Source organism: Chryseobacterium sp. GVT01B (genome assembly GCF_019970045.1).
GTDB lineage: Bacteria > Bacteroidota > Bacteroidia > Flavobacteriales > Weeksellaceae > Chryseobacterium.
This window is the reverse complement of the sequence record NZ_JAHXYI010000007.1, coordinates 322515-349082: the sequence shown is the minus strand read 5'-3', so window position 1 is coordinate 349082 and position 26568 is coordinate 322515. Positions and strand designations below refer to the sequence as shown.

The 26568-nt window shown below is 36.3% G+C and carries 27 protein-coding genes; 20 read left to right on the top strand and 7 right to left on the bottom strand.

The annotated features are described in order from the left end of the window. Positions 1–37: 37 nt before the first annotated feature. Positions 38–784 carry a metallophosphoesterase gene (locus LC457_RS18860; protein WP_223601239.1) on the bottom strand — a complete coding sequence of 249 codons (747 nt, stop codon included), beginning with the start codon at positions 782–784 and terminating at the stop codon, positions 38–40. 379 nt (positions 785–1163) lie between these two features. Between LC457_RS18860 and LC457_RS18855 the strand changes: the two genes are divergently transcribed. The 6 genes from LC457_RS18855 to LC457_RS18830 all read left to right on the top strand — a co-directional run bounded on the left by LC457_RS18855 (position 1164) and on the right by LC457_RS18830 (position 6055). Beyond that, a complete protein-coding gene (locus LC457_RS18855; RefSeq protein WP_223601238.1) occupies positions 1164–1781 on the top strand; it encodes an NAD(P)H-dependent oxidoreductase in 618 nt (205 codons plus the stop codon). After that, positions 1778–2662, top strand: a complete 885-nt coding sequence (locus LC457_RS18850; RefSeq protein WP_223601237.1) for an NAD-dependent epimerase/dehydratase family protein — start codon at positions 1778–1780, stop codon at positions 2660–2662. Before LC457_RS18855 ends, LC457_RS18850 begins: the two co-directional genes overlap by 4 nt. A 1-nt stretch (position 2663) precedes the next feature. Then, the gene (locus LC457_RS18845; protein WP_223601236.1) at positions 2664–2951 is read left to right on the top strand and encodes a putative quinol monooxygenase; all 288 of its coding nucleotides are present in this window, start codon (positions 2664–2666) and stop codon (positions 2949–2951) included. Between the two features lie 2 nt (positions 2952–2953). After that, positions 2954–3706, top strand: a complete 753-nt coding sequence (locus tag LC457_RS18840) for a type 1 glutamine amidotransferase domain-containing protein (RefSeq protein ID WP_223601235.1) — start codon at positions 2954–2956, stop codon at positions 3704–3706. Between the two features lie 190 nt (positions 3707–3896). Beyond that, positions 3897–4880, top strand: coding sequence for an aldo/keto reductase (locus tag LC457_RS18835; protein ID WP_223601234.1), 984 nt, complete (start codon positions 3897–3899; stop codon positions 4878–4880). A 206-nt stretch (positions 4881–5086) separates the two neighbouring features. Then, entirely contained in the window at positions 5087–6055 is a 969-nt protein-coding gene (locus tag LC457_RS18830; RefSeq protein WP_223601233.1) for a cyclase family protein, read from the top strand. A gap of 482 nt (positions 6056–6537) precedes the next feature. On the opposite strand, the gene LC457_RS18825 is transcribed toward LC457_RS18830, so the two are convergent. The 3 genes from LC457_RS18825 to LC457_RS18815 all read right to left on the bottom strand — a co-directional run bounded on the left by LC457_RS18825 (position 6538) and on the right by LC457_RS18815 (position 8056). After that, on the bottom strand, positions 6538–6981 hold the full coding sequence (locus LC457_RS18825) for a carboxymuconolactone decarboxylase family protein (protein ID WP_062675364.1): 444 nt from the start codon (positions 6979–6981) through the stop codon (positions 6538–6540). Positions 6982–6985: 4 nt separating this feature from the next. Beyond that, positions 6986–7420, bottom strand: coding sequence for a DoxX family protein (locus LC457_RS18820; RefSeq protein ID WP_223601232.1), 435 nt, complete (start codon positions 7418–7420; stop codon positions 6986–6988). 63 nt (positions 7421–7483) lie between these two features. Further along, the gene (locus LC457_RS18815) at positions 7484–8056 is read right to left on the bottom strand and encodes a Crp/Fnr family transcriptional regulator (protein WP_223601231.1); all 573 of its coding nucleotides are present in this window, start codon (positions 8054–8056) and stop codon (positions 7484–7486) included. A gap of 63 nt (positions 8057–8119) precedes the next feature. Between LC457_RS18815 and LC457_RS18810 the strand changes: the two genes are divergently transcribed. The 4 genes from LC457_RS18810 to LC457_RS18795 all read left to right on the top strand — a co-directional run bounded on the left by LC457_RS18810 (position 8120) and on the right by LC457_RS18795 (position 11939). Next, complete coding sequence (locus LC457_RS18810; RefSeq protein WP_223601230.1) at positions 8120–8485, top strand: DUF1304 domain-containing protein; 366 nt, start codon at positions 8120–8122, stop codon at positions 8483–8485. A 518-nt stretch (positions 8486–9003) separates the two neighbouring features. Beyond that, entirely contained in the window at positions 9004–10254 is a 1251-nt protein-coding gene (locus tag LC457_RS18805; protein WP_223601229.1) for a glycine betaine/L-proline ABC transporter ATP-binding protein, read from the top strand. 1 nt (position 10255) lies between these two features. After that, positions 10256–11083, top strand: a complete 828-nt coding sequence (locus LC457_RS18800) for a proline/glycine betaine ABC transporter permease (RefSeq protein WP_047424380.1) — start codon at positions 10256–10258, stop codon at positions 11081–11083. 1 nt (position 11084) lies between these two features. Further along, entirely contained in the window at positions 11085–11939 is an 855-nt protein-coding gene (locus LC457_RS18795; RefSeq protein ID WP_223601228.1) for a glycine betaine ABC transporter substrate-binding protein, read from the top strand. 306 nt (positions 11940–12245) lie between these two features. On the opposite strand, the gene LC457_RS18790 is transcribed toward LC457_RS18795, so the two are convergent. After that, positions 12246–12623: a helix-turn-helix domain-containing protein gene (locus tag LC457_RS18790; RefSeq protein ID WP_223601227.1), complete on the bottom strand. Its 378-nt coding sequence runs from the start codon at positions 12621–12623 to the stop codon at positions 12246–12248. A gap of 92 nt (positions 12624–12715) precedes the next feature. Between LC457_RS18790 and LC457_RS18785 the strand changes: the two genes are divergently transcribed. After that, positions 12716–13705: an NADP-dependent oxidoreductase gene (locus tag LC457_RS18785; RefSeq protein WP_223601226.1), complete on the top strand. Its 990-nt coding sequence runs from the start codon at positions 12716–12718 to the stop codon at positions 13703–13705. Positions 13706–13708: 3 nt separating this feature from the next. After that, positions 13709–14185: a cupin domain-containing protein gene (locus LC457_RS18780; protein ID WP_223601225.1), complete on the top strand. Its 477-nt coding sequence runs from the start codon at positions 13709–13711 to the stop codon at positions 14183–14185. Positions 14186–14748: 563 nt separating this feature from the next. Here LC457_RS18780 and LC457_RS18775 read toward each other — a convergent pair. Together LC457_RS18775 and LC457_RS18770 are read right to left on the bottom strand one after the other, a co-directional pair. After that, the gene (locus tag LC457_RS18775; RefSeq protein WP_223601224.1) at positions 14749–15210 is read right to left on the bottom strand and encodes a thiol:disulfide interchange protein; all 462 of its coding nucleotides are present in this window, start codon (positions 15208–15210) and stop codon (positions 14749–14751) included. Next, positions 15207–17276 carry a TonB-dependent siderophore receptor gene (locus tag LC457_RS18770; protein WP_223601223.1) on the bottom strand — a complete coding sequence of 690 codons (2070 nt, stop codon included), beginning with the start codon at positions 17274–17276 and terminating at the stop codon, positions 15207–15209. The genes LC457_RS18775 and LC457_RS18770 overlap by 4 nt, the downstream gene beginning before the upstream one ends. A gap of 123 nt (positions 17277–17399) precedes the next feature. Here LC457_RS18770 and LC457_RS18765 point away from each other — a divergent pair, with 123 nt between their 5' ends. From LC457_RS18765 to LC457_RS18730, 8 genes are all read left to right on the top strand, one after another. Beyond that, positions 17400–18551 (top strand): homogentisate 1,2-dioxygenase, encoded by a 1152-nt coding sequence (locus tag LC457_RS18765; RefSeq protein ID WP_223601222.1) that lies wholly within the window; start codon positions 17400–17402, stop codon positions 18549–18551. A 394-nt stretch (positions 18552–18945) separates the two neighbouring features. Beyond that, positions 18946–20457, top strand: coding sequence for a succinate CoA transferase (locus LC457_RS18760; RefSeq protein ID WP_223601221.1), 1512 nt, complete (start codon positions 18946–18948; stop codon positions 20455–20457). Positions 20458–20670: 213 nt separating this feature from the next. Continuing rightward, positions 20671–21945: an acetyl-CoA hydrolase/transferase family protein gene (locus tag LC457_RS18755; protein ID WP_223601220.1), complete on the top strand. Its 1275-nt coding sequence runs from the start codon at positions 20671–20673 to the stop codon at positions 21943–21945. Between the two features lie 139 nt (positions 21946–22084). Continuing rightward, entirely contained in the window at positions 22085–22876 is a 792-nt protein-coding gene (locus LC457_RS18750; protein WP_223601219.1) for a hypothetical protein, read from the top strand. Between the two features lie 234 nt (positions 22877–23110). Then, entirely contained in the window at positions 23111–24241 is a 1131-nt protein-coding gene (gene hppD / locus LC457_RS18745; protein WP_047424361.1) for a 4-hydroxyphenylpyruvate dioxygenase, read from the top strand. A 71-nt stretch (positions 24242–24312) separates the two neighbouring features. Beyond that, a complete protein-coding gene (locus tag LC457_RS18740; RefSeq protein WP_223601218.1) occupies positions 24313–24774 on the top strand; it encodes a hypothetical protein in 462 nt (153 codons plus the stop codon). A 54-nt stretch (positions 24775–24828) separates the two neighbouring features. Next, positions 24829–26076, top strand: coding sequence for a fumarylacetoacetase (fahA, locus tag LC457_RS18735; RefSeq protein WP_223601217.1), 1248 nt, complete (start codon positions 24829–24831; stop codon positions 26074–26076). 30 nt (positions 26077–26106) lie between these two features. Beyond that, the gene (locus tag LC457_RS18730) at positions 26107–26514 is read left to right on the top strand and encodes a GxxExxY protein (protein WP_223601216.1); all 408 of its coding nucleotides are present in this window, start codon (positions 26107–26109) and stop codon (positions 26512–26514) included. Positions 26515–26568: the final 54 nt, after the last annotated feature.

Below are 26568 nucleotides of genomic sequence, written 5' to 3'. Positions count from 1 at the left end.
TTAATTATTAATATTCTGATGCAAAGTTACAAAATAATTATAATATTAATACGTTTTCATTCTTGAGAAATGATGCATAATAATCCGGAATCCCGCTTTCCTTTATCTGACGGGCCGTTTCATCAATCGGATAAGGTATTTGAATAATTTCCGGAGTAATTTTTTCTTCGTCTAAAGTGAATATGACATAAGAAGCCAGCCTGTTTTCTTCTTTAGAGCGGCCCACGGAGCCACAATTAATTGCCCATGTTTTATTTTTAAACTGCTTTTTAAAAGATAAATGGGTATGTCCCATCGCAATAACGTCAGATTGAGAATCTTTTAGCATATCAGTAAAAATTTCATCCTTTTCTGATTCATACAAATAGGTGTCATTGCTTGATAAACTGGAATGAACCAATTGAATATTCCAGTGCTTCTCCCCTACTTTATAGTTTAATTTTAAATGAAAAGGCAGCTCTGATAAAAACTTTTTGTTCTCTTCTGTAATATGTTTTTTAGAATGATCAATCGCTATGAATCTGGCATTTGTCTCTTCTTCTGAGTGTTTGGACAAAGGAACAACAGGAATATCAAAAGCAATTCTTTCATCATGGTTTCCCATCAGACAAGGAATGCTTAAACTTCTGATCTTCTCAATCACCTCGTTTCCCCAGGGTGCAAAGTCCACAAGATCTCCCAAGCAGAACTTCTGCCTGATCCCTCTCTGTTCTATATCCTTCAACACTACTTCTAATGCAGGGAGATTTCCATGCACATCACTAAAAACAGCTACCTGTATCATTGTCCTTCAATTTGTTAAACAAATTTACACGACAGAAGGGAATTTCAGTTCGGATATAATATGATATTTAACCATGAAAATGGAATTAGTCAATGGTGAATTTTTGCTGCGCAAAGTCAATCGTGAATGATTAACTGCTGATTAGAAAACTTCCACATAGCATCAATTGTTCATGATCTCGAATCTCGAATCACGCAACCCAAATCACGCAAAAATTCACAAGCGAAGCGACCATTCACCGCTCACTCTCAACTTCAAACCCAAACCCTTGAATTTTAAAAACTATAATTTAAATAATACTTCCCTATAATTTATATTATTTTTATTATACAAACATCCATCCTAACTTTGCAGAGTAAAATTTAAACAATCATAAAAAATGAAAAAAGTACTAATCATCAACGGAGGACAGAATTTCGGACATTCCGGAGGAAAATATAATCAGACTATTGCAGAAAATACATTGGCGGCTCTTAAAGAATTTGACAATGTAGAAGTAAAGATCACTAATGTAAGTGAAAATTATGATAAACATGAAGAAGTGCAAAAGTTTGTCTGGGCAGATTACATTATTTACCATACTCCGATCTGGTGGTTCCAGCTTCCGAACGGATTGAAAAAATATATTGATGAAGTTTTCACAGCAGGTCATGCAAAAGGAATTTATATGAGTGACGGAAGAAAGGCTGAGAATCCTGAAATCAATTATGGTACAGGAGGAATGCTTGGAGGAAGAAAATATATGCTGACGACAAGCTGGAATGCTCCTGCAACAGCTTTCACACTTCCCGGAGAATTCTTCAGTGAAAGAAGTGTAGATGATGGACCATTATTTGGTTTCCATAGAATGAATGCTTTTGTCTCATTAGAGAAAATGGAAAGTTTCCACTTCCACGATGTAGAGAAAAATGCTAATGTAGAGCGTGATATGAAACTTTACAGAGAACATGTAAGAAACGTATTTGAAAAAGAATTAAAACCAGAATTAGTATCATGAAAAAAATACTGATCACAGGTATTACCGGCTATATAGGAGGTAGTATCGCTAAAAAACTGCTTGACAGAAATTATGAAGTAACCGGGTTAGTTCGTAACGAAACTCAGGTAAAGGAACTGGAATCATTGGGAATCAAAACCATTATTGGGAATATTCACAATGAAGATTTAATCAAAGCAGCTGTTGATGGTGTTGATGCAGTCATTCATAATGCGGATTCTGCGGATGATGCTTATGCTGTAGATAATTTTATCAAAGCAATGGAAGGAAGTCATAAGACATTCATATTTACTTCAGGATCTGCTATTTTCGGGGGTAAAGAAAATGGTAAAAGAAGTGATTTTGTGTATACTGAAGATTTTCCTCTGACTCCAAGACTGGAAATGGCATCAAGGGTTCTTATTAACAATTATGTTCTTCAGTCTGTTCAAAAAGGCATAAAAAGTATTGTTATTGTTCCTACCATGGTTTACGGAGAAGGTCTTGGAATAAAAAAAGACAGCATCCAGATTCCGGCATTGGTTAATTTTTCTCAGAAAAAAGGACACGGTGTTTATTTTGGAGAAGGTGAAAACATCTGGTCCAACTTGCACATTGAAGATTTGGCAGAACTGTATGTACTGGCCTTGGAAAAAGCAAAAGGAGGTTCTATCTATTATGCAGAAAATGGTGATTCATCTTTAAAAAACATTGCAGAAGTTATCAGTAAAAAATATAATCTGGAACCGGCCAAATCTTTAAGTATACAGGATGCTGTTGACAACTTCGGTCCTGCGGGAGGCTATTTCGGTTTTGCATCCAACAGTAGATGTAACGCAGACAAAGCCAGAGCAGAACTGGAATGGAAACCTATTTATAACTCAATTGAAAATTTTATTTAATATGAAAATTCATCTTACAGCCATTATAAAAGCCAAAGAAGAACATCAGGCAGAAGTATTGGAAGTTCTTCAGAATATGGTAAAAGAAACAAGAAAAGAAGAAGCATGTGAGCTTTACAACCTTCACCAAGGAATTGAAGACAAAAACGAATTTGTTTTCTACGAAATATGGAAAAGTAAAGAAGGTCTGGATCAGCACAACCAACAACCTTACATTCAAGCCTTCGGGGCATTGGTGGATGAAAAGCTTCAGGAAAAACCACAGATTTATATCACCAATATCATTTAATCATGAAAAAATTAGCGTTTCTAATGCTGGCCATCTTCACGATAGGGTTCGTGCAGGCACAAACTAAAAAATCTAAAAATATGAAAAAGAAAATATTATTCGTTGTTACCAGCCACGATAAAAAAGGCAGTACAGGCGAGGATACAGGATATTATTTAGGCGAAGTTTCCCATCCATGGGAAGTTCTTCACAAAGCAGGATATGAAATTGACTTTGTAAGCCCGAAAGGCGGAACTCCTCCCGTAGATGGTTTCGATTTGAAAGATCCCGTAAACAAAGAATTCTGGGAAAACAAAGAATACAAGAACAAGATTGATCATTCTATGACACCGTCACAGGTAAACCCGAAAGAATATTCAACAATCTTTTATGCAGGAGGACACGGAGCAATGTGGGATTTTGCAGACAATAAAGAGCTGTCTGATATTGCTTCAAAAATCTACGAAAACGGAGGTATTGTAGCAGGAGTATGCCATGGTCCGGCAGGATTGGTGAATATCAAGCTGAATAACGGAAAATACCTTGTAGACGGAAAGAAAATCAATGCTTTCACCAATGAAGAGGAAGCTGAAGTAAAATTAACAGATGTTGTTCCTTTCTTATTAGAAAACAAGCTGAAAGAAAGAGGCGCACAATTTGAAAAATCAGGGCTTTGGCAGAATCATGTGGTAACGGATCAGAGGGTTATCACCGGACAGAATCCACAATCTGCAAAAAGCGTTGGAGAAGCTATTTTAAAAGAATTAAATAAATAACAAATCATTTTTTAACCACAAAAGTCACAAAAGTTTTTTAGACACTAGTAAAAAAGCTGAATGTAAAAGAGCATTTAAGTTCTTAAAAGTGTCACTATTGAAACGGTGAGAATTCCCCTCCTCTGGAGGGGTGGCGAAAATTCAAAGAATTTTTGACGGGGTGGTTTACACATAACAATTTTAAAACAAAATGGAATACAGAAAATTAGGAAATACAGATTTAGAATTATCAACAATTACACACGGAGCCTTTGCTATCGGAGGAAATATGTGGGGAGGTAATGAAAAACAGGATTCTATCAACTCTATTCATGCATCATTAGATCACGGAGTGACTTCTATCGACACGGCACCTTTTTATGGCTTCGGATTGAGTGAAGAAATGATTGGTGAAGCTATCAAAGGAAAAGACCGTTCAAAAATCCAGCTTTTAACAAAATTCGGATTGGTATGGGACGGAAGCAATAACGGAAAAGGAGAATTTTTCTTTGATGCAGAAGACGAAGGAAAAACTCTTCCTGTTTATAAATTGGCTTCTAAAGAAAACATCATCAAAGAAGTTGAAGAAAGCTTACAAAGATTAGGGACAGATTATATCGACCTTTTACAACTTCACTGGCCAGACAGCACCACTCCTATCTGCGAGACAATGGAAGCTATGGAACTATTGATTCAGCAAGGGAAAATCCGTGCTGCAGGAGTAAGTAACTATAGCGTGGCTCAAATGGAAGAAGCGAACAGAACGTTAAAGCTTGCCAGCAACCAGATTTCTTACAGTATGCTAAACCGTGCCATTGAAAGCGACCTTGTTCCTTATTCGTTGGAAAACAACTCAGGAATTATCGTATACAGCCCTATGGAAAGAGGTCTTTTAACCGGTAAATATTTCAAAGAAACCCAATTAAAAGATAACGACCACAGAAACGGATATTTCTCGCAATTTGATTTGAATAAAGTGAAAACTTTCTTAGAAAAAATTGAACCTATTGCGCAGGAAAAAGGAGCCAGCCTTTCTCAACTGGTATTAAGATGGACTACATTACAGCCGGCAATCACAGTAGTATTGGCAGGAGCAAGAAATGCCCAGCAAGCCATCGAAAATGCAAAAGCTATGTCTATTGACCTTTCTCAGGAAGAATTGAGCTTTATCAACTCAGCTTTAAGCGAGATATAATATAAAGCTGGAAGAAGGAAGTTATTGTTGTCGGATAATCAATAGATCGGTTTATAATTTAACTTCAACTGTCATTCCGACGAAGGAGGAATCTCTTATTACATGCAGAATAGCGTAATAGAAACCTGCTAATTATAACACACTAATATAACTTTCCTCTTCCCAGCTTCCAGCTTCCTTTCTTTTAACCTCAAACATCATAGAAAATGAAAAATAATCTGATTAAAATATTCGGGTTAGCCACATTATTGACTATAAACAACGTTTCATTAAATGCTCAAACCCTTGTCAATCCCGAAGACAAATCATGGTATCCTTCTGCTTACGGAGCAAAGGATGAAATAGGGGCCGCTAATTTATTGACTCCTGAAGTTGTAAAACAGGCATTAGGACTGGTGAAACAAGGCAAAACCTTAGCTCTTGCCGTTCCTATTGATAAAAACCTTCCGGCCTTCAGACACAGAAGTTTTAATTTATATAATATTCAGCCCGGAGAACAGGGTGGAAAAAGTATTGGTCCCAATAAATTTACGTTCAATGATGAACTGGTAAACGGATGGACCGGAGTGGGAACACAGCTTAACGGTATCGGACACATTGGTATTGATAATACTTACTACAACGGAAATAAAGCAACTGATTTTGTAACGGTAGAAGGTGTGAAAAAACTGGGTGTGGAAAAAGTTCCTCCTTTCGTTACCCGTGGTGTAGTTCTTGATATGACCGCCCATTATGGAAAATCAATAGTACCCGGCGGAACAGAGTTTACGGTAGAAGATATCAGATCCGTTTTAAAGAAACAGGGACTTACCCTAAGAAAAGGTGATATCATTCTTTTCAATACCGGATGGCTGGAATTGGCAGGTAAAGACAACAAACAATTCCTGGAAACAGAACCGGGAATCGGAATGGATGCTGCAAAATGGCTTGCCGATCAGGGAATTGTAGCTTTTGGCGGTGATACATGGGCTTCTGAAGTCTATCCTAATCCAAAAAGCAAAGAAGAATTTCCCATCAACCAGTTTATGCTGGCTAAAAAAGGAATTTATAACCTGGAACTGATTGACAGCCGCCCTTTGGTTAAGCAAAAAGTGTGGGAATTCTTATTCGTTCTGGGACAGCCTTTATATGTAGGATCTACTCAGGTAAATGTAAATCCTGTAGCGATTTATTAAATTAAATGCTTACAGTATGAGGTTGTTTAAACTTTCATATTCATTATTTTAACCACAAAAGGCACAAAAGTTTTAAACACTTAAGTTTTTTCAGAACCAAGTCTTATGCGTAATAAGTGCACCTAAGTTTTGTGAAAATCTTTGATTTTCATCTTGTGTGAAATTTTCTGCAGTATCATTTTAAACTTACTTAAGTGAACTCAAGTGTTTTAAAATGAACCCTTTTGTGACTTTTGTGGTTTGGTAAAATTCAAACAACTCTTATATCCGAGAAACGAAGAGGCAATGTAATTCCAGTTAAAAAAATAAAGCTAACCTTAGAATTTATTTTTAGAATTAATACCCAAACTGTGTTACACTGTTACTTTGCATCTTGCATCAAAACGGCCTTTCAAAAATTTGAAAGGCCGTTTCTTAAAATAAAGTAAACATCCGTAGATGATGCAGTCTTCATTGCATCCAACTTCCTGCATCCATCTTCACTATTTTGCAATCGGAAGATGAGTACTTACTGCAATTCTGTTCCAGGCATTGATGGTAATGATCGCCATAATGATCTGAGCAATCTGGTTATCATCAAAGAATGATTTCGCTTTTTGATACGTTTCTTCAGTTAAACCTTTATCGCTAATCAATGTAATTTCTTCTGTCATTGCCAATAGCACTTGCTCTTCTTCAGTGAAAAATTCTTTTGCTTCAGTCCATCCGTTCAAAATAAAAATTCTTTGGGGATTTTCTCCGTATTTGATGGCATCTTTGGTATGCATATCAAGGCAGAAAGCACATTTATTGATCTGGGAAGCTCTGATCTTAATCAGCTCCTTCTGAATGTGTGTTAAAGAAATAGTCTGTAAATATCCTTCCAATCCAAGCATTGCTTTATAGGCTGCGGAATCTACTGTTGCAATATTCAATCTTGCGCTCATAATATTATATTTTTTTGGTTAATTGATCTATACTTAAAGAATAATGTTGTTGTACTGCCAGTAAAAGCGCGGCTGCACTTCCCACCCATACAGAATAGTTCAGTGGGGCTTTTGGTCCTGATGCAATGGTCATAGATATGGCAAAAATTAACATTAAGATACCGCTTCCATAGGCTGCAAACTTTGTTTTAAATCCCAAAATCAGCATCAAAGGAAAAAGAATTTCCAAAAAGGTAGCGGCATACGCTGAAACCGTACTCAAGGCTTCCGGCAGAAAAAATGTCAGCTGTCTTGTATATTCTTTAAAACTCTCCATGTTTCCCCATGCTGAATTTTCTTTGCTCCAAAATCCAAATCGGTCTGCCACAGCAGAAAGCATGGTTACAGCAAGAGCAAGTCTTAAAAATAGCTGTGGAAATTGATTTTTGATATCTGTCATTGTATTGACTTTTAATAACATGACAAATTTCCGGTTTCTGATCCGTAAAAATCTTAAACTGGTTTAAGATCGTAACTTCGCCCTGATTTCACTTAAATATTCCGGAGTAAATCCTAAAAACGAAGCAATTAAATATTGAGGAATTCTCTGTATAAACCAAGGATACAATGTACTGAAATGAACATAATATTCTTCTTTTGTCATCTCATAAATATAACGGATTCTTTTTTCAGCAGCCGCATAAGCCGTTTGGTAGACCATTCTGAAATAACGTTCCATTACCGGATGCTTTTCCAATAAAAGCTCCTGAGACTGGAAATCAATAACTAAAATTTTGGAATTCTCTACAGACTGAATATTAAAGCTTGACTTCACCTGTTTTTCAAAAGCAAAAGTATCAGACATCCACCAGTTTTCTATAGCAAATTCTGTGGTTTGCTCTACTCCTTTTTCGTTTACAAAAAACTTCCTCAGACATCCTTCCAATACGAAATATTTAAATTTACAGATATCACCTTCAAGCATCAGATTTTCTTTCTTTTTAACTTTTAAGATCTGAAAAAAAGAAATAATAGAAGTAAATTCCTCCTCAGTGATCGTAATGAATTTATCTAAATGTGCCTTGAAAGTTTCCATTATAATATTTAGTAATCAAACTTAACTTTATTTTTTTAGTTTTACAATGAGAAAATATTTATTATGGAAATCGTTGCTAAAATTTTGATCGCCCTAGTCACAATAGAACATATCTACATTCTGTGGATGGAAATGTTTGCCTGGGAAACGAAAGGAAAAGAAGTTTTCAAAGCTGCTTTACCTGCAGAAATGTTTAAACCTACCAAAGGACTGGCTGCCAATCAGGGACTTTACAATGGTTTTCTGGCTGCCGGACTCATCTGGTCATTTTTGATTAAAGATCCTCAATGGCAGACCAATGTAGCTTTATTCTTTTTAGGATGTGTGGCCGTTGCAGGAATTTACGGTGCCATTTCAGCCACTAAAAAAATATTCTTTGTACAGGCACTTCCTGCCATACTGGCAATCATTGCAGTTTTACTGAAATAATTCACGGGATCATACCGGCAATGTCAATCTTCTCTTAGCTTTTAGTATTAAGAGAAAAATTCTCATGAAATCTCAATCCAAAAACACTATTGAAAATCAATACATTACAGCCATAAAAATCCATTTAATATAAAATTCGTAAATTTGCACTGTCATAAAAAATTGATACACAGTTTTTTTATGCTGGCCTGCATTTTGATGCAAAGTAGGCGTTCAAGTTGTTCAGTACACATATCTGTAATTACCTCATCAGTAATTTAATTGTAGAATCTATGTAAAAGATTAATTTCTTTTTACATAAATGCACTCTTTTTCTAGAGTATAATCTATTGAAATATTTAAAATAAACATAAGGCCTCATGGTTCTTATGCATTATTTTTTTGTTAAAAGCTTTTATCATTAAAAGCTTAGCAAATTATTTTATCCTATCCTCATCAGCAGAACAACTAAAGCTAAACGTATATAATGAATTGGTGTACAATTTTTTATATCATTTATTAATTCAAAAATTCTGAATATGGAAAAAAATGAAAACAGTAGAAAAGTAAAACTTAAAGTAGAAGATCTGACTATTATTTTTGGCAAAAACAAAGAAAAAGCACAGGAACTTTTAGACAAAGGCTTTTCCAAAAAGGAAATTCTTGAAAAAACAGGCTGCACCATAGGAATCAACAAAGCAAGTTTCGAGATCTATGAAGGAGAATTTTTTGTCATCATGGGATTGTCAGGAAGTGGAAAATCTACCTTACTGCGCTGCCTTAACAGACTGAATGAGCCCACCTCAGGAAAAGTATACATCAATGACGATGATATTACCAGCAAAAGCAACAAGGAACTTCTTGAAGTAAGAAGAACAGAAATGAGTATGGTCTTCCAGAAATTCGGATTGCTGCCTCACCATACTATCTTAGACAATGCAGGTTTCGGGCTGGAAATCAGAGGAGAAAGCAAAGTTTCCCGCGATGAAAAAGCACAGAAAGCATTAGATATTGTTGGTTTAAATGGTTTTGAAAATCAGTATCCTTCCCAACTATCAGGAGGAATGCAGCAGAGAGTAGGATTAGCAAGAGCTTTAGCTAATGATCCTGAAGTACTGCTTATGGATGAAGCCTTTTCCGCACTGGACCCTTTGATAAAATCTGAAATGCAGGATCAGATGCTTGAACTGCAGAATACTTTACAAAAAACTATTGTTTTTATTACGCACGATTTGGACGAAGCCATTAAAATCGGAGACCGTATCGTCATTATGAAAGATGGTGTCATAGAACAGATAGGAACAGCAGAAGATATTTTAACCAATCCTGCCAGCGATTATGTAAAAGCTTTCGTAGAGAAAGTAGACCGTAAAACAATTATTACTGCCAGGTCTCTGATGTTCGACAAAGCTACGGTAGTACGCTTCAGAAAAGACGGCCCGGAAGGAGCTTTAAGAAAAATGAGAGCAACAGGATTAGAAAACTTACCGGTGGTAGATTCTCAAAATAAATTTCTGGGCTTTGTGACCCTTAACGATGTGGTCCGCATTGCCAAAAAGAAAGAACCTACAGTGGAGTCAATTATCAACAGTAATGTTCCTTCAGTTTACCCTGAGGTCACTGTGGAAGAAATGCTGCCGTTAATTTCCGGAAGTAAATCAGCCATCGCTGTAATCGATGAAGACAACAAATTTTTAGGTCTTGTTACCCAGTTATCTCTTGTCATAGAAGCGACCAAGTTTAACGAAGAAGAAATTATTGAATTAAAAGAAATCGCAAACAACCAATAAGATGAATAAAACTATAGATATAGGTCAATATGTAGAAACTGCAATCAATTGGCTCACAGAAAATGGAAAACCTGTATTTGATGTTATAAAACATGTAGGAAACTCCTCTATCATGGGGATTGAATGGGTCTTAACAAACACTCCTTTTTATGTAATCATTCTCTTTTTTACCCTGCTGGCATTATGGAAAGCCGGAAAAGGCATTGCTGTGGTAACTGCAGCCGGATTAAGCCTGATATTTTTAATGGGATTATGGAAAGAAACGATGGAAACGCTGGCACTTATTTTTGTGTCCACCATTACTGCCCTTATCCTTTCTATCCCTTTGGGAATTTTGGCTGCTAAAAGTAAAATTGCTGACAAAATCATTCGTCCTTTACTGGATTTGATGCAGACAATGCCCGCATTTGTCTACCTGATTCCTGCTGTATTATTTTTCAGTATTGGTAAAGTGCCTGGTGCTTTTGCAACCATCATTTTTGCCATGCCGCCCGCGGTACGATTAACAGCATTGGGAATTGAAGCCGTTCCGAAAGACATTGTGGAAGCAGCACGAGCTTTTGGGGCAACCAACCGACAGATTCTGTTTAAAGTAGAGCTTCCTTTAGCAATGAAAACGATCTTAACAGGGATCAATCAAACCATACTGTTATCCTTATCCATGGTGGTGATCGCAGGAATGATTGCTGCAGGTGGTTTAGGTGAAAAAGTACTGGAAGGAATTAATAATCTGGATATCGGATTAGGATTTGAAAGCGGATTATCCGTTGTGATTTTAGCGATTATCCTCGACAGGATTACCCAGGGATTTGTAAAGAAAAAGCAATAAGATGAAACAATTAAAATATCTGTTTTTTCCCGTTTTAATGTTACTATTTTCAGCATTAAGTTCGTGTGAAAACATAAAAAACTCTAAATATATTACTATCGGAATGGTAGACGGCTGGGCAGAAGATGTCGCCATGACGCATGTTGCAAAAGCTATTCTTGACGAACAAGGATATCACGTTATTATTCAAAAAGCCTCTACAGATATGATTTTGGCTTCGATGAATAATGAAGATACAGACCTTTTCATGGGAGTCTGGCTTCCTTACACCCATGCCAAAAAGCTTGCTAAATTTCCGGGATTAACTCATCTTGGAACCAATTATGACAACGGTCGTATAGGATTGGTAGTACCGGAATATGTTCCTGTTAACTCTATTGAAGAACTTAATCAATATAAGGATCAATTCAATCACAGAATTATAGGAATTGAAAAAGGAGCGGGATTAACCACCGGAACTGACAAAGCAATTATTGATTATAAACTGGATTATCAACAGATTAACTCCTCTACCATTGCCATGATCACCGAATTGCAGAATGCGATACAGCGAAAAGAATGGATTGTGGTAACCGGATGGCAGCCTCACTGGATGTTTGGAAAGATGAAGCTTAAGTTTCTTGATGATCCAAAAAAAATATATGGAGAAGCAGAACAGATTAAAACCTATTCCAGAAAAAGCTTTGGGAATGACCATCCGGAACTGGCCAGATTCTTTTCTAAACTTCATTTTGATGATGAAAACATGTCTGACCTTTTAATGAAAATGGAACAGAGTAAAAATAAAGAAACTACAGCCAAAGAATGGGTGAAAGATCATTCTGAACTTATACAGTCCTGGCTAGATAAAAATTAATAAACAATTTGGTATTATCAAAAATCCTCAGCTCCACACGGGTCTGGGGATTTTTTATCGACATAGATTAATTGATTTTTTCTCTATGAAGCCATATTATTAGTAATCGCAAAGGCGCAAAGAAATTTAATAACATACTGCTTTAAGGCGCAAGAACATTTCGACTTCGCTCAATGGGAGATTTTCAGCAAGTTTGTTTCAGTTAAAATTCAACAGAATTAAATTTTTTCAAAGATAAAATCCTTGCGCCTTAAGGCATATTTAAAAGAAAATTGTTGCGTCTTTGCGTTTTCCAATATCTCATAACTATCCCATTGATTCTTTAATTTTTTCCCGATGGATTATTCCCCAATTGACTAATGTTTCTGTCACAGGAAATACAGATTTCCCGTACTCAGTCACAGCATAGGTTACCGTGATAGGTTTCGTATCCTGAATGGTTCTTGTGATCAGAAGATTTGTTTCCAGTTCTTTTAATTCCTTGCTCAGCATTTTTGCAGATATTCCTTCAATGCTGCGTTCCAGCTTTTTAAAATGAATCATTTGATCCGGTCTGTTCGTCAGATATCGTAAAATCATCAGTTTCCATTTTCCTCCTAAAACGTCCAGACTGTCCCGCATTGCGAACAGTTCTTCCGTACAGCTTGCCTCTCTTTCGATGCCGTTTTCAGTAATTTTTGCCATAATAGTTTCATAAAGGTAACTAGTTACCATTAGTTAACTAGTAGCAAATATAAACTATTCCCTCTTTACATTTGTGTATCAAATTAACAATAATGAAAGCAGTTATTTTAAATAAAAACGGAAAGCTGGAAGACGGCTTTACCGAACAGCCAAAACCTAAAGATAATGAAGTTTTAATCCAGATTAAAGCCAGTGGTTTCAATCCCATCGATTATCAGATGCTGGAAAACGAACTGGAAAGAAAACTAATCAGTTCTCCCATATTAGGGAGAGAATTATCAGGAATCATTGTCGGTAAAGGGTCCGAAGTTACGCAATTCAACATTGGTGATGAGGTCTATTGCGGCAGTGGCTCCATGGGAAGCAACGGTACTTATGCAGAATATGTTGCCGTACCTGAAGCTATTGTGTCTTTTAAACCAAAAAATATCTCGTTTGAGCAGGCGGCTTCTATTCCTTCCGCAGGACTTACCTCTCTGCAAATCTTTAACCGTCTGAAATTAAATCCGGAAAACACAATCCTTGTTACTGGCGCAGCCGGAGGTGTTGGCTCATTTTTGGTCAAACTTTTACTGGCCCACAATATCCGGAATATCACAGCAACCGTTGGTAGTGAAGAAAATAGACAAATGCTTCTCAATTTAGGATTAAAAAGTCATCAGATCGTTAATTACAGAGATGAAAATCTTATTGAAAATATTTTAAAAGCCAACAATAACCAACCTTTTGAATATGGAATTGATCTCGTAGGAAATTACATGTCAGAAGTGACTGCCGAAGTTTTAAAAATTAATGGAACTTACGTAGACGTAACAGCTTTAGTTACTAAAGATGCTCATGAAATTCTTTTCAATAAAGGAAGTCTGATGATGAATATCTCCAATTATACTTACGGAATGATCAAAAAATATGAGTACTACAAAAACAGCTTACTTAAAATAAAAGAACTCATTGAGAATGAAACTATTCTTCCACCACAGCATAAACTCATAGGAAATCTTTCTCTGGACACTGTTCTGCAGGCGCATTCTCTATTAAAAAATAATCAGACCCAGGGTCATAAACTTATCATGAAACACTAAGCTATGAACAAAATACCAAGACGAATTGTAACAGGAATTAAAAACGGAAAATCGATCATTGTAGAAGATCAATCGGTAGAAAATGCAGTGGAACATTTTCCGGGACTGATTATTTCTGATGTATGGAATACGCAGACAATGCCAGCAAGCCTGGAATTTGAAACCAGAATTCCTAACACCGGATTTCCGCAAACTCCCAAAAATGGTACTTATTTCCGGTATGTAGTGGTTCCGCCTGATAAAGATTTAGGAGTTGAATGGAAAAAGAATGAACCTCATCCGATGATGCATCAGACTTCAACACTGGATTATATCATTATCCTTTCTGGTGAGCTCTACCTCATCATGGAAGTAGGTGAAACGCTTCTGAAACCGGGAGATATCGTTATTCAAAGAGGGACAAATCATGCATGGAGCAATCGGTCTGACGAGCCTTGTATTCAGCTTGCTGTTTTGATTGATGCGGAAGGGGAAAATTAAAAGATTTAATTATTTAAAAAATTTAAGGATTGGATAGTTCTCACAGATTTTAAAAAGCTCAACAAAAAAAACCTGTGTATTCTGTATAATTTGCGAAAAATAAAAAGAAGTCCTTTTAAAGTTGGAAAACGCAAAGGCGCAAAGAAAATAAATATGATACTGTTTTAAGGCGCAAGAAATCAAAGATTTTAAGCAAAGATTAATGTATATAGTATTAGAATTATACAATTTTATCGCAGATAAAATCCTTGCGCCTTACAGCATAATAAAAGAAAATACTTTGCGCCCTTGCGTTTTCCAACACCCCCCAATTTACAAAGCAGAAATCTGTGCAATCTGCGGGAAATAAAAAGAAGACCTTTAAAGTTGGGTAAACGCAAAGGCGCAAAGAAAAATAAATATGATTCTGTTTTAAGGCGCAAGAAAATCAAAGATTTTCAGCAAGGATTAATGTATAGTATTAGAATTATACAATTTTATCGCAGATAAAATCCTTGCGACTAAAAAATATCAACAAAGAAAAAACTTGCGCCCTTTCGTTTTTCCAACAAAAAACAAACACTTTACAAAGCAGAAATCTCCTTCAGTTTCTCCTTCATTTTTTCAGGCGTCAGCTGTCCTTCCTGATAATACACCAGATTCTGATGCTTATCCAAGAATACCCATAAAGGATAAACAGGCTGATTTTTATTTTTTGACAAAGCCAGTGCCAATTCATGAATTCCCGAATTTCCATTCTGCAGATATTCAAATTCCTGATTCTGAAAACGAATGGTCTCCTTCGTTTTTTCCGCTTCAAAATTGATGAAATAAAATTGTTCATTCATCATTCCTACCAGTTCTTTATCTTTACTTAAACGGTAAGATTCAATTTTACAGACCGCACACCAATCTGTATAAAGATGGATCACCACAGGTCTGGATTCTTTTTTTTGCAGAACCTCCCATTCAGAAAAAGTGCCTGTCTTCATCTGAGACAGATAAAAACAGGGCACTAACATTAAAAATAAAGTTATTTTTTTCATTTCAAAGTATATTTTACTCCCAGAAAACCTCTGATGCGCTGCATTGGAGCGTAGCCATATGCCGTATCAAAAGTATAATGATTAGGATTGTTGACAGGATCATCAACATGTTTATCAAATGGATCAAACGGTCTCATCAAAGGATCTTTAGGGGTAAAGTTGAATAAGTTCTTAATTCCGCAGTACACCTCAAACCCTGATTTGAAACTCTTGGACACCTGAATATTAGCCAAAGAATAGAATGGTGAATATTCCGGGCGGTAGTCATTCACTAAAACAGGAAGTCGCATCGGTCCATAAAACTGTCCTGTAAAATCTACCGTCAGATTGTGTGGAAATTTATAAGTCAGATTGTATGTTCCACTCCATTTCGGAGCATGCAGCTGCTGTGTTTTTTGATTTTCATTATCAAATTTCTGGTATACATCAAGATAAGTTACCCCTAGATTAACACTCAGCGGAAACTGAAATGCAAAGTCAACATTCAGGGAAGCTCCTCTTGAAATTCCATATCCGTGAAGATTATCATAAATAATTTTATCAGGATCGGAATCAAAATCTCCCACAATTTTATTACTGAAATAGGTATAGAATGCAGAAGCATCAAGATTGACCATTCGGTTACCAACAGGAATTTTCCAGATATAATTCAGGTTTCCATTCACCGATCTTTCCGGCTTAAGATCTGATTTTACCACAACTTCTCTTGAACCTGTTAATGCAGCGTGATCTTCCGTAAATAAATTAACTACTCTGAAACCTGTTCCAAAATTGAAACGCAGCGTATGATACGGATTGGGTGAAAATTTCCATGCTAACCTCGGTGAATGTACTGAGTGATGTACTTTATCATAATCATATCTGTATCCAAGCAATAAAGTATTTTTATCATTAATCTCCCACTGATCCTGGACAAAAGCTCCCCAAATCGGTGATTTCATCGGAGCATTGTTGATGCCGTCCGCAGCCAATGTTCCTGGAGTGTTGTCATCGTAAAAAGTTCTTTTGAAAGTAAGTCCGGCTGTGATATCATGTTTCCCGAAGCTTCTGTCCCAATACGTCTGTACAAAAGCTACTTTTTGAGTAGCATTGAAAGGATTGGATCCATAAAACGAATTCTGGTCATGGTAATTGTAAGAAAATTGAGTTACAATATGCTCCTTCATTGGCCATTCATACAATCCAAAAACCTCTGCCCTGTTGGTATAAATACTTTCTCCGTATACCTGATCACTGCCACGGTAAGATTTGTTCCACTGCATTTCTCCTCCAAAACGGTCTTCATACAGATATCTCATTGCAAAACTCGCCTGTCTGTTTTCCTTTCTTTTAAAATTCCATTTGTTAAAAACAGAAATTCTGCTCTGTAAAGTGGCATCTGTAAAATTATCTTTATTCTGATCTATTCTTTCCTGAAAGCTGAAATAATTCAAGCTTAATAATGAAGCGGCATTCTTTCCTATGTTAAACTTAGTGGAGAGATCAAGATTATTCTCACTCCAGGTACTCGTCATCATATCTACACTTAGCTTAGGAGCAGTCAAAGCATTCTTTGTAATAATATTAATTACCCCTCCCATCGCTTCAGAACCGTAAATGGATGATGCAGGACCTTTTACTACCTCTATTCTATCCACCAGACTATTCGGGATTCCACTTAATCCATATACGGTGGAAAGTGAACTTACAATCGGCATTCCGTCAATCAGAATCATGGTGTAAGGACCTTCCAATCCATTGATGTGGATATCTCCTGTATTACACACGGAACAATTCAGCTGAGGTTTTACTCCGTTCACCATAGCAATAGCTTCAAAAATACTCGGAGTTGGATTTTTCTGAAAAAATTTCTGACTGTAGATCTCTACTGCTACAGGACTTTTGGATCTGCTCATCGGTTTTATGGTTCCGGTAACCACCACATCTTCGATGTTACTTGTCTTAAATTCCCTCTTCATAATTTTTGCAGAATCCAAAGTTTTAGACTGCTGTAAACTTAAACTGTCTGTCTCCTGCCCAAAACAATAGGTTGATAAAAAAGTGATAGAAAATAGTATTCGCTTCATGAAATTAAAATTGTTAGACAAATCTAACAATTATTTTTCAAATACAAAACTTTGCTGAAAAAATATAGATTAAGCCAATTCATGAAAAATGATTAAATTTGAGAAACTACATACGAAAGTAAAATGAGATATCATCTAGCGGGAAATATCCCACCAAAAAGACATACGATCTTTAAGTCTCCGGAAGATAAATTTTACTATGAACAGCTATTCGGTACAGAAGGCTTCCATGGTATTTCTTCTCTGTTATATCATATCCACCGCCCTACGCAGATCAAATCTATCGGTGAGCCGAAAGATGTCACTCCAAAAATAGCTGTGGAAAAAAACGTTGCTCCAAGAATGTTTAAGGGAATGAATGTAACTCCTGAAGACGATTTCATGGACAGCCGAAAAATCCTTTTGATGAACAACGATCTGAAAATGGGATTGGCCAAGCCAAGAAAATCCATGGATTACTTCTACAAAAATGCGGAATGTGATGAACTTTTGTATGTTCATAACGGAACCGGAATTTTAAAAACATTTGTAGGAGATCTTGAATTTGTAACCGGAGATTATCTTATTATTCCGAGAGGAACAATTTATCAGGTAGAACTGAAGTCTGATGATACTGTGTTTTTCGTATTAGAAAGTCACTCTCCTATTTATACTCCGAAAAGATACAGAAATGAATTCGGGCAGCTTTTGGAACACTCTCCGTTCTGCGAAAGAGATATGATTGCTCCTGTTTTCAAAGAACCTGTTGACGAAAAAGGAGAATTCCTGATTAAAGTTAAAAAAGAAAACCAGATCACTGACTTCATCTATGCAACGCATCCGTTTGATGTAGTAGGCTGGGACGGATATTTCTATCCTTATAAATTCAATATTAAAAACTTCGAGCCTATTACCGGAAGAATTCACCAACCGCCACCGGTTCATCAGAATTTTGAAGGTCACAATTTCGTAGTATGCTCATTCTGTGCAAGAATGTACGATTACCATCCACAGGCTATTCCGGCACCTTACAATCACTCCAATATTGATTCTGATGAGGTATTATTCTATACAGAAGGTGATTTCATGAGCCGTAATCATATTGACCTGATGGATTTCACGCTGCACCCGGGAGGAATTGTACACGGACCTCATCCAGGTGCTATGGAAAGAAGTATCGGTAAAAAATTCACGGAAGAATATGCTGTTATGGTTGACCCTTTCCGTCCTTTGAAAATTACCGAAGAAGCTTTAAAAGTAGAAGATCCTTCTTATAAAACTTCATGGTTGGAATAGTCTACTAAGAATTAAAACAATTTTAAACTTTAATATCAACCACAAAAGATCTAAACACTAAAGGTTTATAGATGAATCTTTATTAATTATAAAGAACACAAAAGTTTTGAAAATCGAAGATTTTCCTCTAATGTGAATTTTAGGCAGCACTAATACTGGCTTTTCTATTAAACCAAAATGTTTACCCTAGCTTTTGTGACTTTTGTGGTTAAAAATTCAAATAGATTTATTTAATATTAAAAAAGTATTACTGAATACATACAAAAGACGCTTTAAATCCTTTATTTAAAGCGTCTTTTTTCGTAAATTTGTGAGGTATGGTTAACATATTAGCCATCATTATTTTTCATGACGCATCCTAAGTAATGGTGGTTTAAAACAAAATCAATATTACATGTTAGAAAGAATCAGATTAGAAAGTCTACACCAAAAAGTAACCACGGCAGAAAATGCTGTAAAAATCATTAAAGACGGTATGACCATCGGGTCCAGCGGCTTTACAAAAGCAGGTGACAGCAAAGCTATCTTGCCGGCACTTGCAGAAAGAGGAAAAACAGAAGACCTTAAAGTCACTTTAATGACCGGAGCTTCACTGGGGCACGGTACCGACGGGAAGCTGGCAGAAGCTAATGTTTTAAAGAAAAGAATGCCCTTCCAGGTAGATCCTATTTTAAGAAACAAAATCAACAACGGTGAAATCCTCTTTATCGACCAGCATTTAAGTGAGAGTGCGGAACTTCTCCACACTAAAAATCTTCAGAGCATTGATGTAGCCATTATCGAAGCGGCTTATATTGAAAGAGACGGAAGTATTGTTCCTACTACATCTGTGGGAAATTCAGTGACATTTGCGGCTTTGGCTAAAAAAGTGATTATTGAAATCAATACCGAAGTTCCAGAAGAAGTTTACGGAATCCATGATATCTACCAGGCGGAGGATTATCCTTACAGAAATGTTATCCCAATTGTAGCTCCGTGGAACAAAATCGGGAGAAAAAGCATTCCTGTAGATCCTGAAAAAATTGAAGCCATAGTTTTTACCAACCGTAAAGACAGCCCGGCAGACATTGCAGAACCGGACGAAAAGACAACAGCCATCGCCAAACATCTTCTTGCATTTTTTGAAAATGAGGTTCTGTTAGGACGTCTTACAGACAGACTACTCCCTCTTCAGGCAGGAATTGGTAAAGTAGCTAATGCAGTTCTAACCGGATTCAAAGACAGTAATTTTTATGACCTGACCATGTTTTCCGAAGTTCTTCAGGACAGTACATTTGACCTGATAGATTCGGGTAAACTAAGCTTCGCATCAGCATCATCCATTACCGTTTCTCAGGAATGCTATGAAAGAGTCTTAGGAAATCTTTCAAAATATAAAGACAAATTTGTGTTAAGACCTCAGAATATTTCCAATACTCCAGGATTGATCAGAAGATTGGGAGTAATAGCCATCAACACAGCTATTGAATTTGATATCTATGGAAATGTAAACTCTACCCATATTGGAGGAATAAAAATCATGAACGGAATCGGAGGTTCAGGAGATTTTGCAAGAAATGCTTACTTAAGTATTTTCGTTACTCAGGCAGCTTCAAAAGGCAACAATATTTCCCATGTTCTTCCCATGGTTTCTCATACGGATCATACTGAACATGATGTAGACATTCTGGTAACGGATGTAGGATTAGCCGATCTAAGAGGATTGGCACCGAGAGAAAGAGCACAGAAAATCATAGACAACTGTGTTCACCCGGATTATAAGGAAGAATTACAATCTTATTTTGACAGAGCATGCGAAAGAGGAGGACACACCCCTCATTTACTCGAAGAATCATTCAGCTGGCATTTACGATTTGCAGAAACAGGAAGTATGAAGCAGAAAACAGCTGTTGAAACTGCCAATTAAGAGTTTTATAACATCAGAAATAAAAGAACTGAATGCCAATGCATTTGGTTCTTTTTATTTTAAATGGTATCTGGCTTATTTGCATGACAAAAGTCTCTACAATATCCTTAAAATATTTATATGAATATAAAATTATAAAGATTATCTTTGAAAGAATAGAAGTATTTTATGCAATAAAAAATGCTCTCAACACCCTTTTAAAAAAGACAAAATATGAATAATTACATCAGTGCGGAAGAAGCAATATATACGATAAAAAGTGGAAACAGAGTATTTTTTCACGGCAGTGCATGTACTCCTAATTACCTGATTGATGAGCTGGCAAGACAGTCCCACCGATTGCAAAATGTCGAAATGGTTTCCATTACCCAACAAGGCAATGTAGAAATTGCAAAACCGGAATACAAAGACAGTTTTTTCATCAACTCTTTATTTGTTTCCACTCCTGTGCGTGATGCAGTGAATTCTGACAGAGGAGACTTTGTACCTGTCTTTCTAAGTGAAATTCCTATATTATTCAGAAAAAACATCCTGCCTCTGGATGTCGCAATTGTCACGGTCTCTCCTCCGGACAGACATGGTTTCTGTACGCTGGGAACTTCTGTAGATATTGCAAGAGCAGCGGTAGATACTGCAAAAATCATTGTTGCTATAGTTAATCCCAGAATGCCAAGAACCCACGGAGATGGTATGATCCACATCAGCAGAATTCATAAACTGGTTTGGCATGAAGAGGAACTTCCAACAGTAGATTACGGCTCAAAAGTAGGTCCTGAAGAAATGCTTGTCGGAAAAAATGTAGCTGAACTTATTGAAGACAGATCTACTCTTCAAATGGGTATTGGGACAATTCCTGATGCGGTTTTGAAATGTCTTACCAATCACAAAGACCTTGGAATTCATACCGAAATGCTTAGTGACGGGGTTATAGATCTTATTCAGGATGATGTCATCAACAACAAATACAAAGGGTACAACGATAATAAAACCATTACGAGTTTCTGCTTCGGAACCAGAAAACTATATGATTATGTAGATGACAACACCGTATTTGCATTCAGAGATGTGAGTGAAGTAAACTTCCCGATCAACATCATGAGAAACAAAAAAATGGTTGCCATCAATTCTGCCATAGAAATAGATCTTACAGGACAGGTATGTGCAGACTCTATCGGAACAATGCAATACAGTGGAATTGGAGGGCAAATGGACTTTATGCGTGGTGCCGCATTAAGTGACGACGGAAAACCTATCATAGCCATTACCGCAAGAACAAAAAAAGGAATTTCCAGAATCGTTCCTTTTCTTAAACAGGGAGCTGGTGTGGTAACCACAAGAGGACATATTCATTACGTTGTTACTGAATACGGAACGGCTTATCTGTATGGAAAAAACCTCCGCCAGAGAGCACAGGAACTCATCAGCATTGCCCATCCTGATGACAGAGAAATGCTGGAGAGAGCAGCCTTCGAGAGATTTAAACACTGATAATCAAACGATAAGGATTTCCAAATTGTTTTTTTACTGAAAATCTCAAAACATATTTTGAATCTACATCCGCAGAATCATAAAAAAGCATTAATCTTTTGGCAGTATTTTTGATAAAACTCATTCAAAAACAAGCAAATTGAAAACTATATATAATTCGATAAGGGAAGAGATTATAAAGCATTCCAAGGTAAGGAATTCCGTTTTGGGGAATGTGAATGAATGGAAAAGAAGCCATTATATTATTCTTTCCGAAATTATTAAAGATGAACTCTCAGAAGCTGAAGAACTGAAAGGGGGAAAAAAATTTGAAATCGGAAATACCATTTCACATGTTACCTTGCAGCGTTTTTTTGAAAATGATTATCAGGATAAAACCCATAATGATCTCAGGTTTCTTAAAACATTAGATAAGATCTGTATTTTCTTAGGCTACAAAGACCTGAACGATTATATTTTATCTGTAAGACATAAGAAGCAGGAAGATGAGGGATCTGATAATCAGTCATATCTTACGCAGATGGTTTATGATTACTGTGCGGCGGCTTTTGAATTTTACAAGCTGTTTCCCTCTCACAATACTGAACTTTTAAAAGGTCTTGTATTTGATGATTCCCCGTTTTTGGAGAGAGCGTCACAATTCAGTAAAGAACTGTGTGATAAGGATTTTCATCTGGTTACTAAAAACAACCGATCCAATTATGAAGTTTTTGATATTCATATCGTTACAGATGAACCGGACAAAAAAATACTGGAGACTCAGGAATTCTGGAACCTTCTCTTTAAAGTGGGAGAAACCGGAGAAGAGCATTTTGTCAACCAGCTGAGTACCCAGATCTACTTCATCCGTAAAATAAATAATACCTGGAAGATATGGGATAATTATAATCCCGATGCAGGAATGTTAAACAGAAAAATTGAAACAATATAAAAAGAAAGCCGTAGAAAATTTCTACGGCTTTCATGTTTCGAAATATTTTTTTCACTTGTCTTTTGTATTACAAATGTAAGTACCCGATTTTAAACGTAAGAAACTTAAATATACTTAAGTAAACTCTTCTTTAACTTTATGTTAAATATATTCAATGAATCCAAGGGAATATTTTCGCAATGTCTAAGATTTTTGTAATTTGCATACCAATAAAATAAAAGTAAAAGAGAAAATATGTCAACACTTACATTTGCCGAGAAAATAGCTCAAGCAGAAAATTTCTTACCGATTAACGGTACAGATTATATTGAGTTTTATGTAGGAAATGCAAAACAGGCTGCCCATTATTACAAAACCGCTTTCGGTTTTCAGTCTGTAGCTTATGCGGGTCCTGAAACAGGAGTAAGAGACCGTGCATCTTATGTGCTTCAACAGGGAAAAATCAGATTGGTATTAACTACCGGACTTAAGTCTGACTCTCTTATCAGCGAGCACGTAAAAAAACATGGTGACGGAGTAAAAATTTTGGCACTTTGGGTAGATGACGCTTATGCAGCTTTTGAAGAGACAACTAAAAGAGGTGGTAAACCGTATTTAGAGCCTGTAACTTTAACTGATGAGCATGGTGAGGTAAGAATGTCCGGTATCTACACGTATGGAGAAACCGTTCACATGTTTGTAGAAAGAAAAAATTACAACGGAGCTTTCATGCCTGGTTATGAAAAGTGGGAAAGTGACTATAAGCCTGAAGAAGCTGGTTTATTGTATGTAGACCACTGTGTAGGAAATGTTGACTGGAACAGAATGATCCCGACTGTAGAATGGTATGAAAAAGTAATGGGATTTGTAAACATCCTTTCTTTTGACGACAAGCAGATCAATACAGAATATTCTGCTTTGATGTCTAAAGTAATGTCTAACGGAAACGGATTCGCAAAATTCCCTATCAACGAACCTGCCGAAGGTAAAAAGAAATCTCAGGTAGAAGAATATCTTGATTTCTACGAAGGAGAAGGGGTACAGCATATTGCTGTTGCTACAAAAGATATTATCCACACCGTAACGGAATTAAAAAAACGTGGTGTAGAGTTTCTTTCTGCTCCACCAGAAGCTTATTACGATATGGTTCCTGAAAGAGTTGGTCACATTGATGAAGATCTTAAAAAACTTCAGGATTTAGGTATACTTATTGATCATGATGAAGAAGGATACTTATTACAGATTTTCACCAAACCTGTAGAAGACCGTCCTACTCTATTCTTCGAGATTATTGAAAGACACGGTGCACAGAGTTTTGGTGCCGGAAATTTCAAGGCTTTATTCGAAGCATTAGAAAGAGAGCAGGAAAGAAGAGGTAATCTTTAATTTTACATTAAAAAATATAGGTTTTGTCAGAATACAGTATTCTGGCAAAACTTTTTTATAAAACACAGTATATGAGAAAACTTTTAATTGGGATTTCCCTTTTAGGAACTTTAGGGCTTAACGCTCAATATGGTTCATTGAATGAAATCCTTAACCGACTTGAACAAAGAAAAGGCATCAATCAGCATCTTGAAAATGTAAATATTGACAACAAGAAATTTGTTTTCATCAAAGATGAGGCTGATCATACGGAACGGGACTTTATTATTATCAAAGGGAACAATGCCACTTATGTAGAAGTTTTCGATGATAAAGCTACTGGAGAAAGCAGTTCTAATGTTTTCACCGGGGATATCGTCAGGAAAAAAAATATTATTTCTTTAAGAGCAGATATGCTTGAAAATAAAAAAATCCCAATGCCTGTTACGAAAACATTATTGTTGACCCAGCAGGATAATATTTTATATCTCATCGATGTCAATACCAGAGACAGATGGATAGATGAAGCATCTTACTCAAAAAAGACAAAATAAATGTTCTGAGAACATACTCTCAGCAATATTTTAATCTAACTAAAATCTAAACTTATGAAATCATTTGTAGACTATTCCTCAAACTCGGATTTTTCTATACATAATATTCCTTTCGGAGTCGCAGTTTTTAACAAAGAATATATCGGATGCTGTACAAGAATCGGAGATCAGGTAGTTGATCTTGCTACCTTGTATGATCTTGGCTATTTTGAAGATATTGAAGGATTAGACGACAATGTTTTTGAAGCGTATACCATCAACGAATTTATCGAGCTTGGTAAACCGGTTACCAATGCTGTTCGTAATAAAATTCAGACTTTATTACAGGAAGGATCAACTTTATCAAAGGATCAGAAAACAATAGAAGAAGCTTTCTATGATCTTGATAAAGTAAAAATGATGATGCCTGTTCACATCCCCAATTATACAGACTTTTACAGCAGCATTGAACATGCTACCAACGTAGGAAAAATGTTCCGTGATCCTGCAAATGCTTTATTACCCAACTGGAAACATTTACCGGTAGGTTACCACGGAAGAGCCTCTTCAATTGTAGTATCCGGAACAGAAATCAACCGTCCGAAAGGTCAGATGAAACCTGCTGATGCTGATAAACCTGTATTCGGACCATGTAAGCAACTGGATTTTGAATTGGAAATGGCTTTCATCATCAATAAAAATACAGAGATGGGAGAAAGTATCTCTACCAAAGAAGCAGAAGATGCCATCTTCGGAATGGTAGTTTTCAATGACTGGTCTGCAAGAGATATTCAATCTTGGGAATATGTTCCGTTAGGGCCATTCCTTGCGAAAAACTTTGGTTCTTCTATTTCTCCATGGGTAGTTACTCTTGAAGCTTTAGAGCCGTTCAGAACAGCTTCACCAGTACAGGATCCTAAAGTTTTAGACTATTTAAAATTTGAAGGAGATCAAAACTATGACATCAACCTTGAAGTTTATATTCAACCTGAAAACGGAGAACAAAACCTAATCTCCGAAAGCAACTACAAACACATGTACTGGAATATGACCCAGCAGCTGGCACACCACACCGTAAACGGATGTAACGTGGAAGTGGGAGATCTATATGCCAGCGGTACCATTTCAGGAAGTGATCCAAAATCTTTCGGTTCTATGCTTGAGCTTACATGGAGAGGACAAAATCCTCTATCATTAAGCAATGGTGAAGAAAGAAAATTCATTGAAGATAATGATACCGTTACCATGAAAGCCTGGGCTGAAAAAGATGGTGTGAGAGTAGGTTTCGGTGAAGTTTCCGGTAAAATTATTCCGACACTTTAATCTTTTACCACAAAAGTCATAAAAGGATTTATGATTACACAGTCCTATTTAACAGATCTAACATATAAGATAAATGGTGCTTGTATAGAAGTTCACAAAGTTCTGGGGCCTGGGTTATTGGAAAGTGTCTATCATAAATGTCTGGAAGAAGAACTTAAATTGAGAAATATTAATTTTAAGTCTGAGCTAAAAGTTCCGGTATACTATAAAGGAAAAGAAATTAATTGTGATTTCTTTTGTGACTTTTTAATTGAAGACTTAATTGTGGTAGAATTAAAATCAGTGTCAAAATTAACAGAGATTCATAGAGCTCAACTTCTAAATTATATTAACTTAATGAAGAAACCAAAAGGCATTTTGGTAAATTTTAATGTGAAAAATTTATATCATGAAGGACAGGAAACCTTCGTAAACCAATATTATGATATGCTTTTTTGAACTTTAAAAATTAAAGTTGTTTTAGCTTAAAACTTTTGTGCCTTTTGTGGTTAA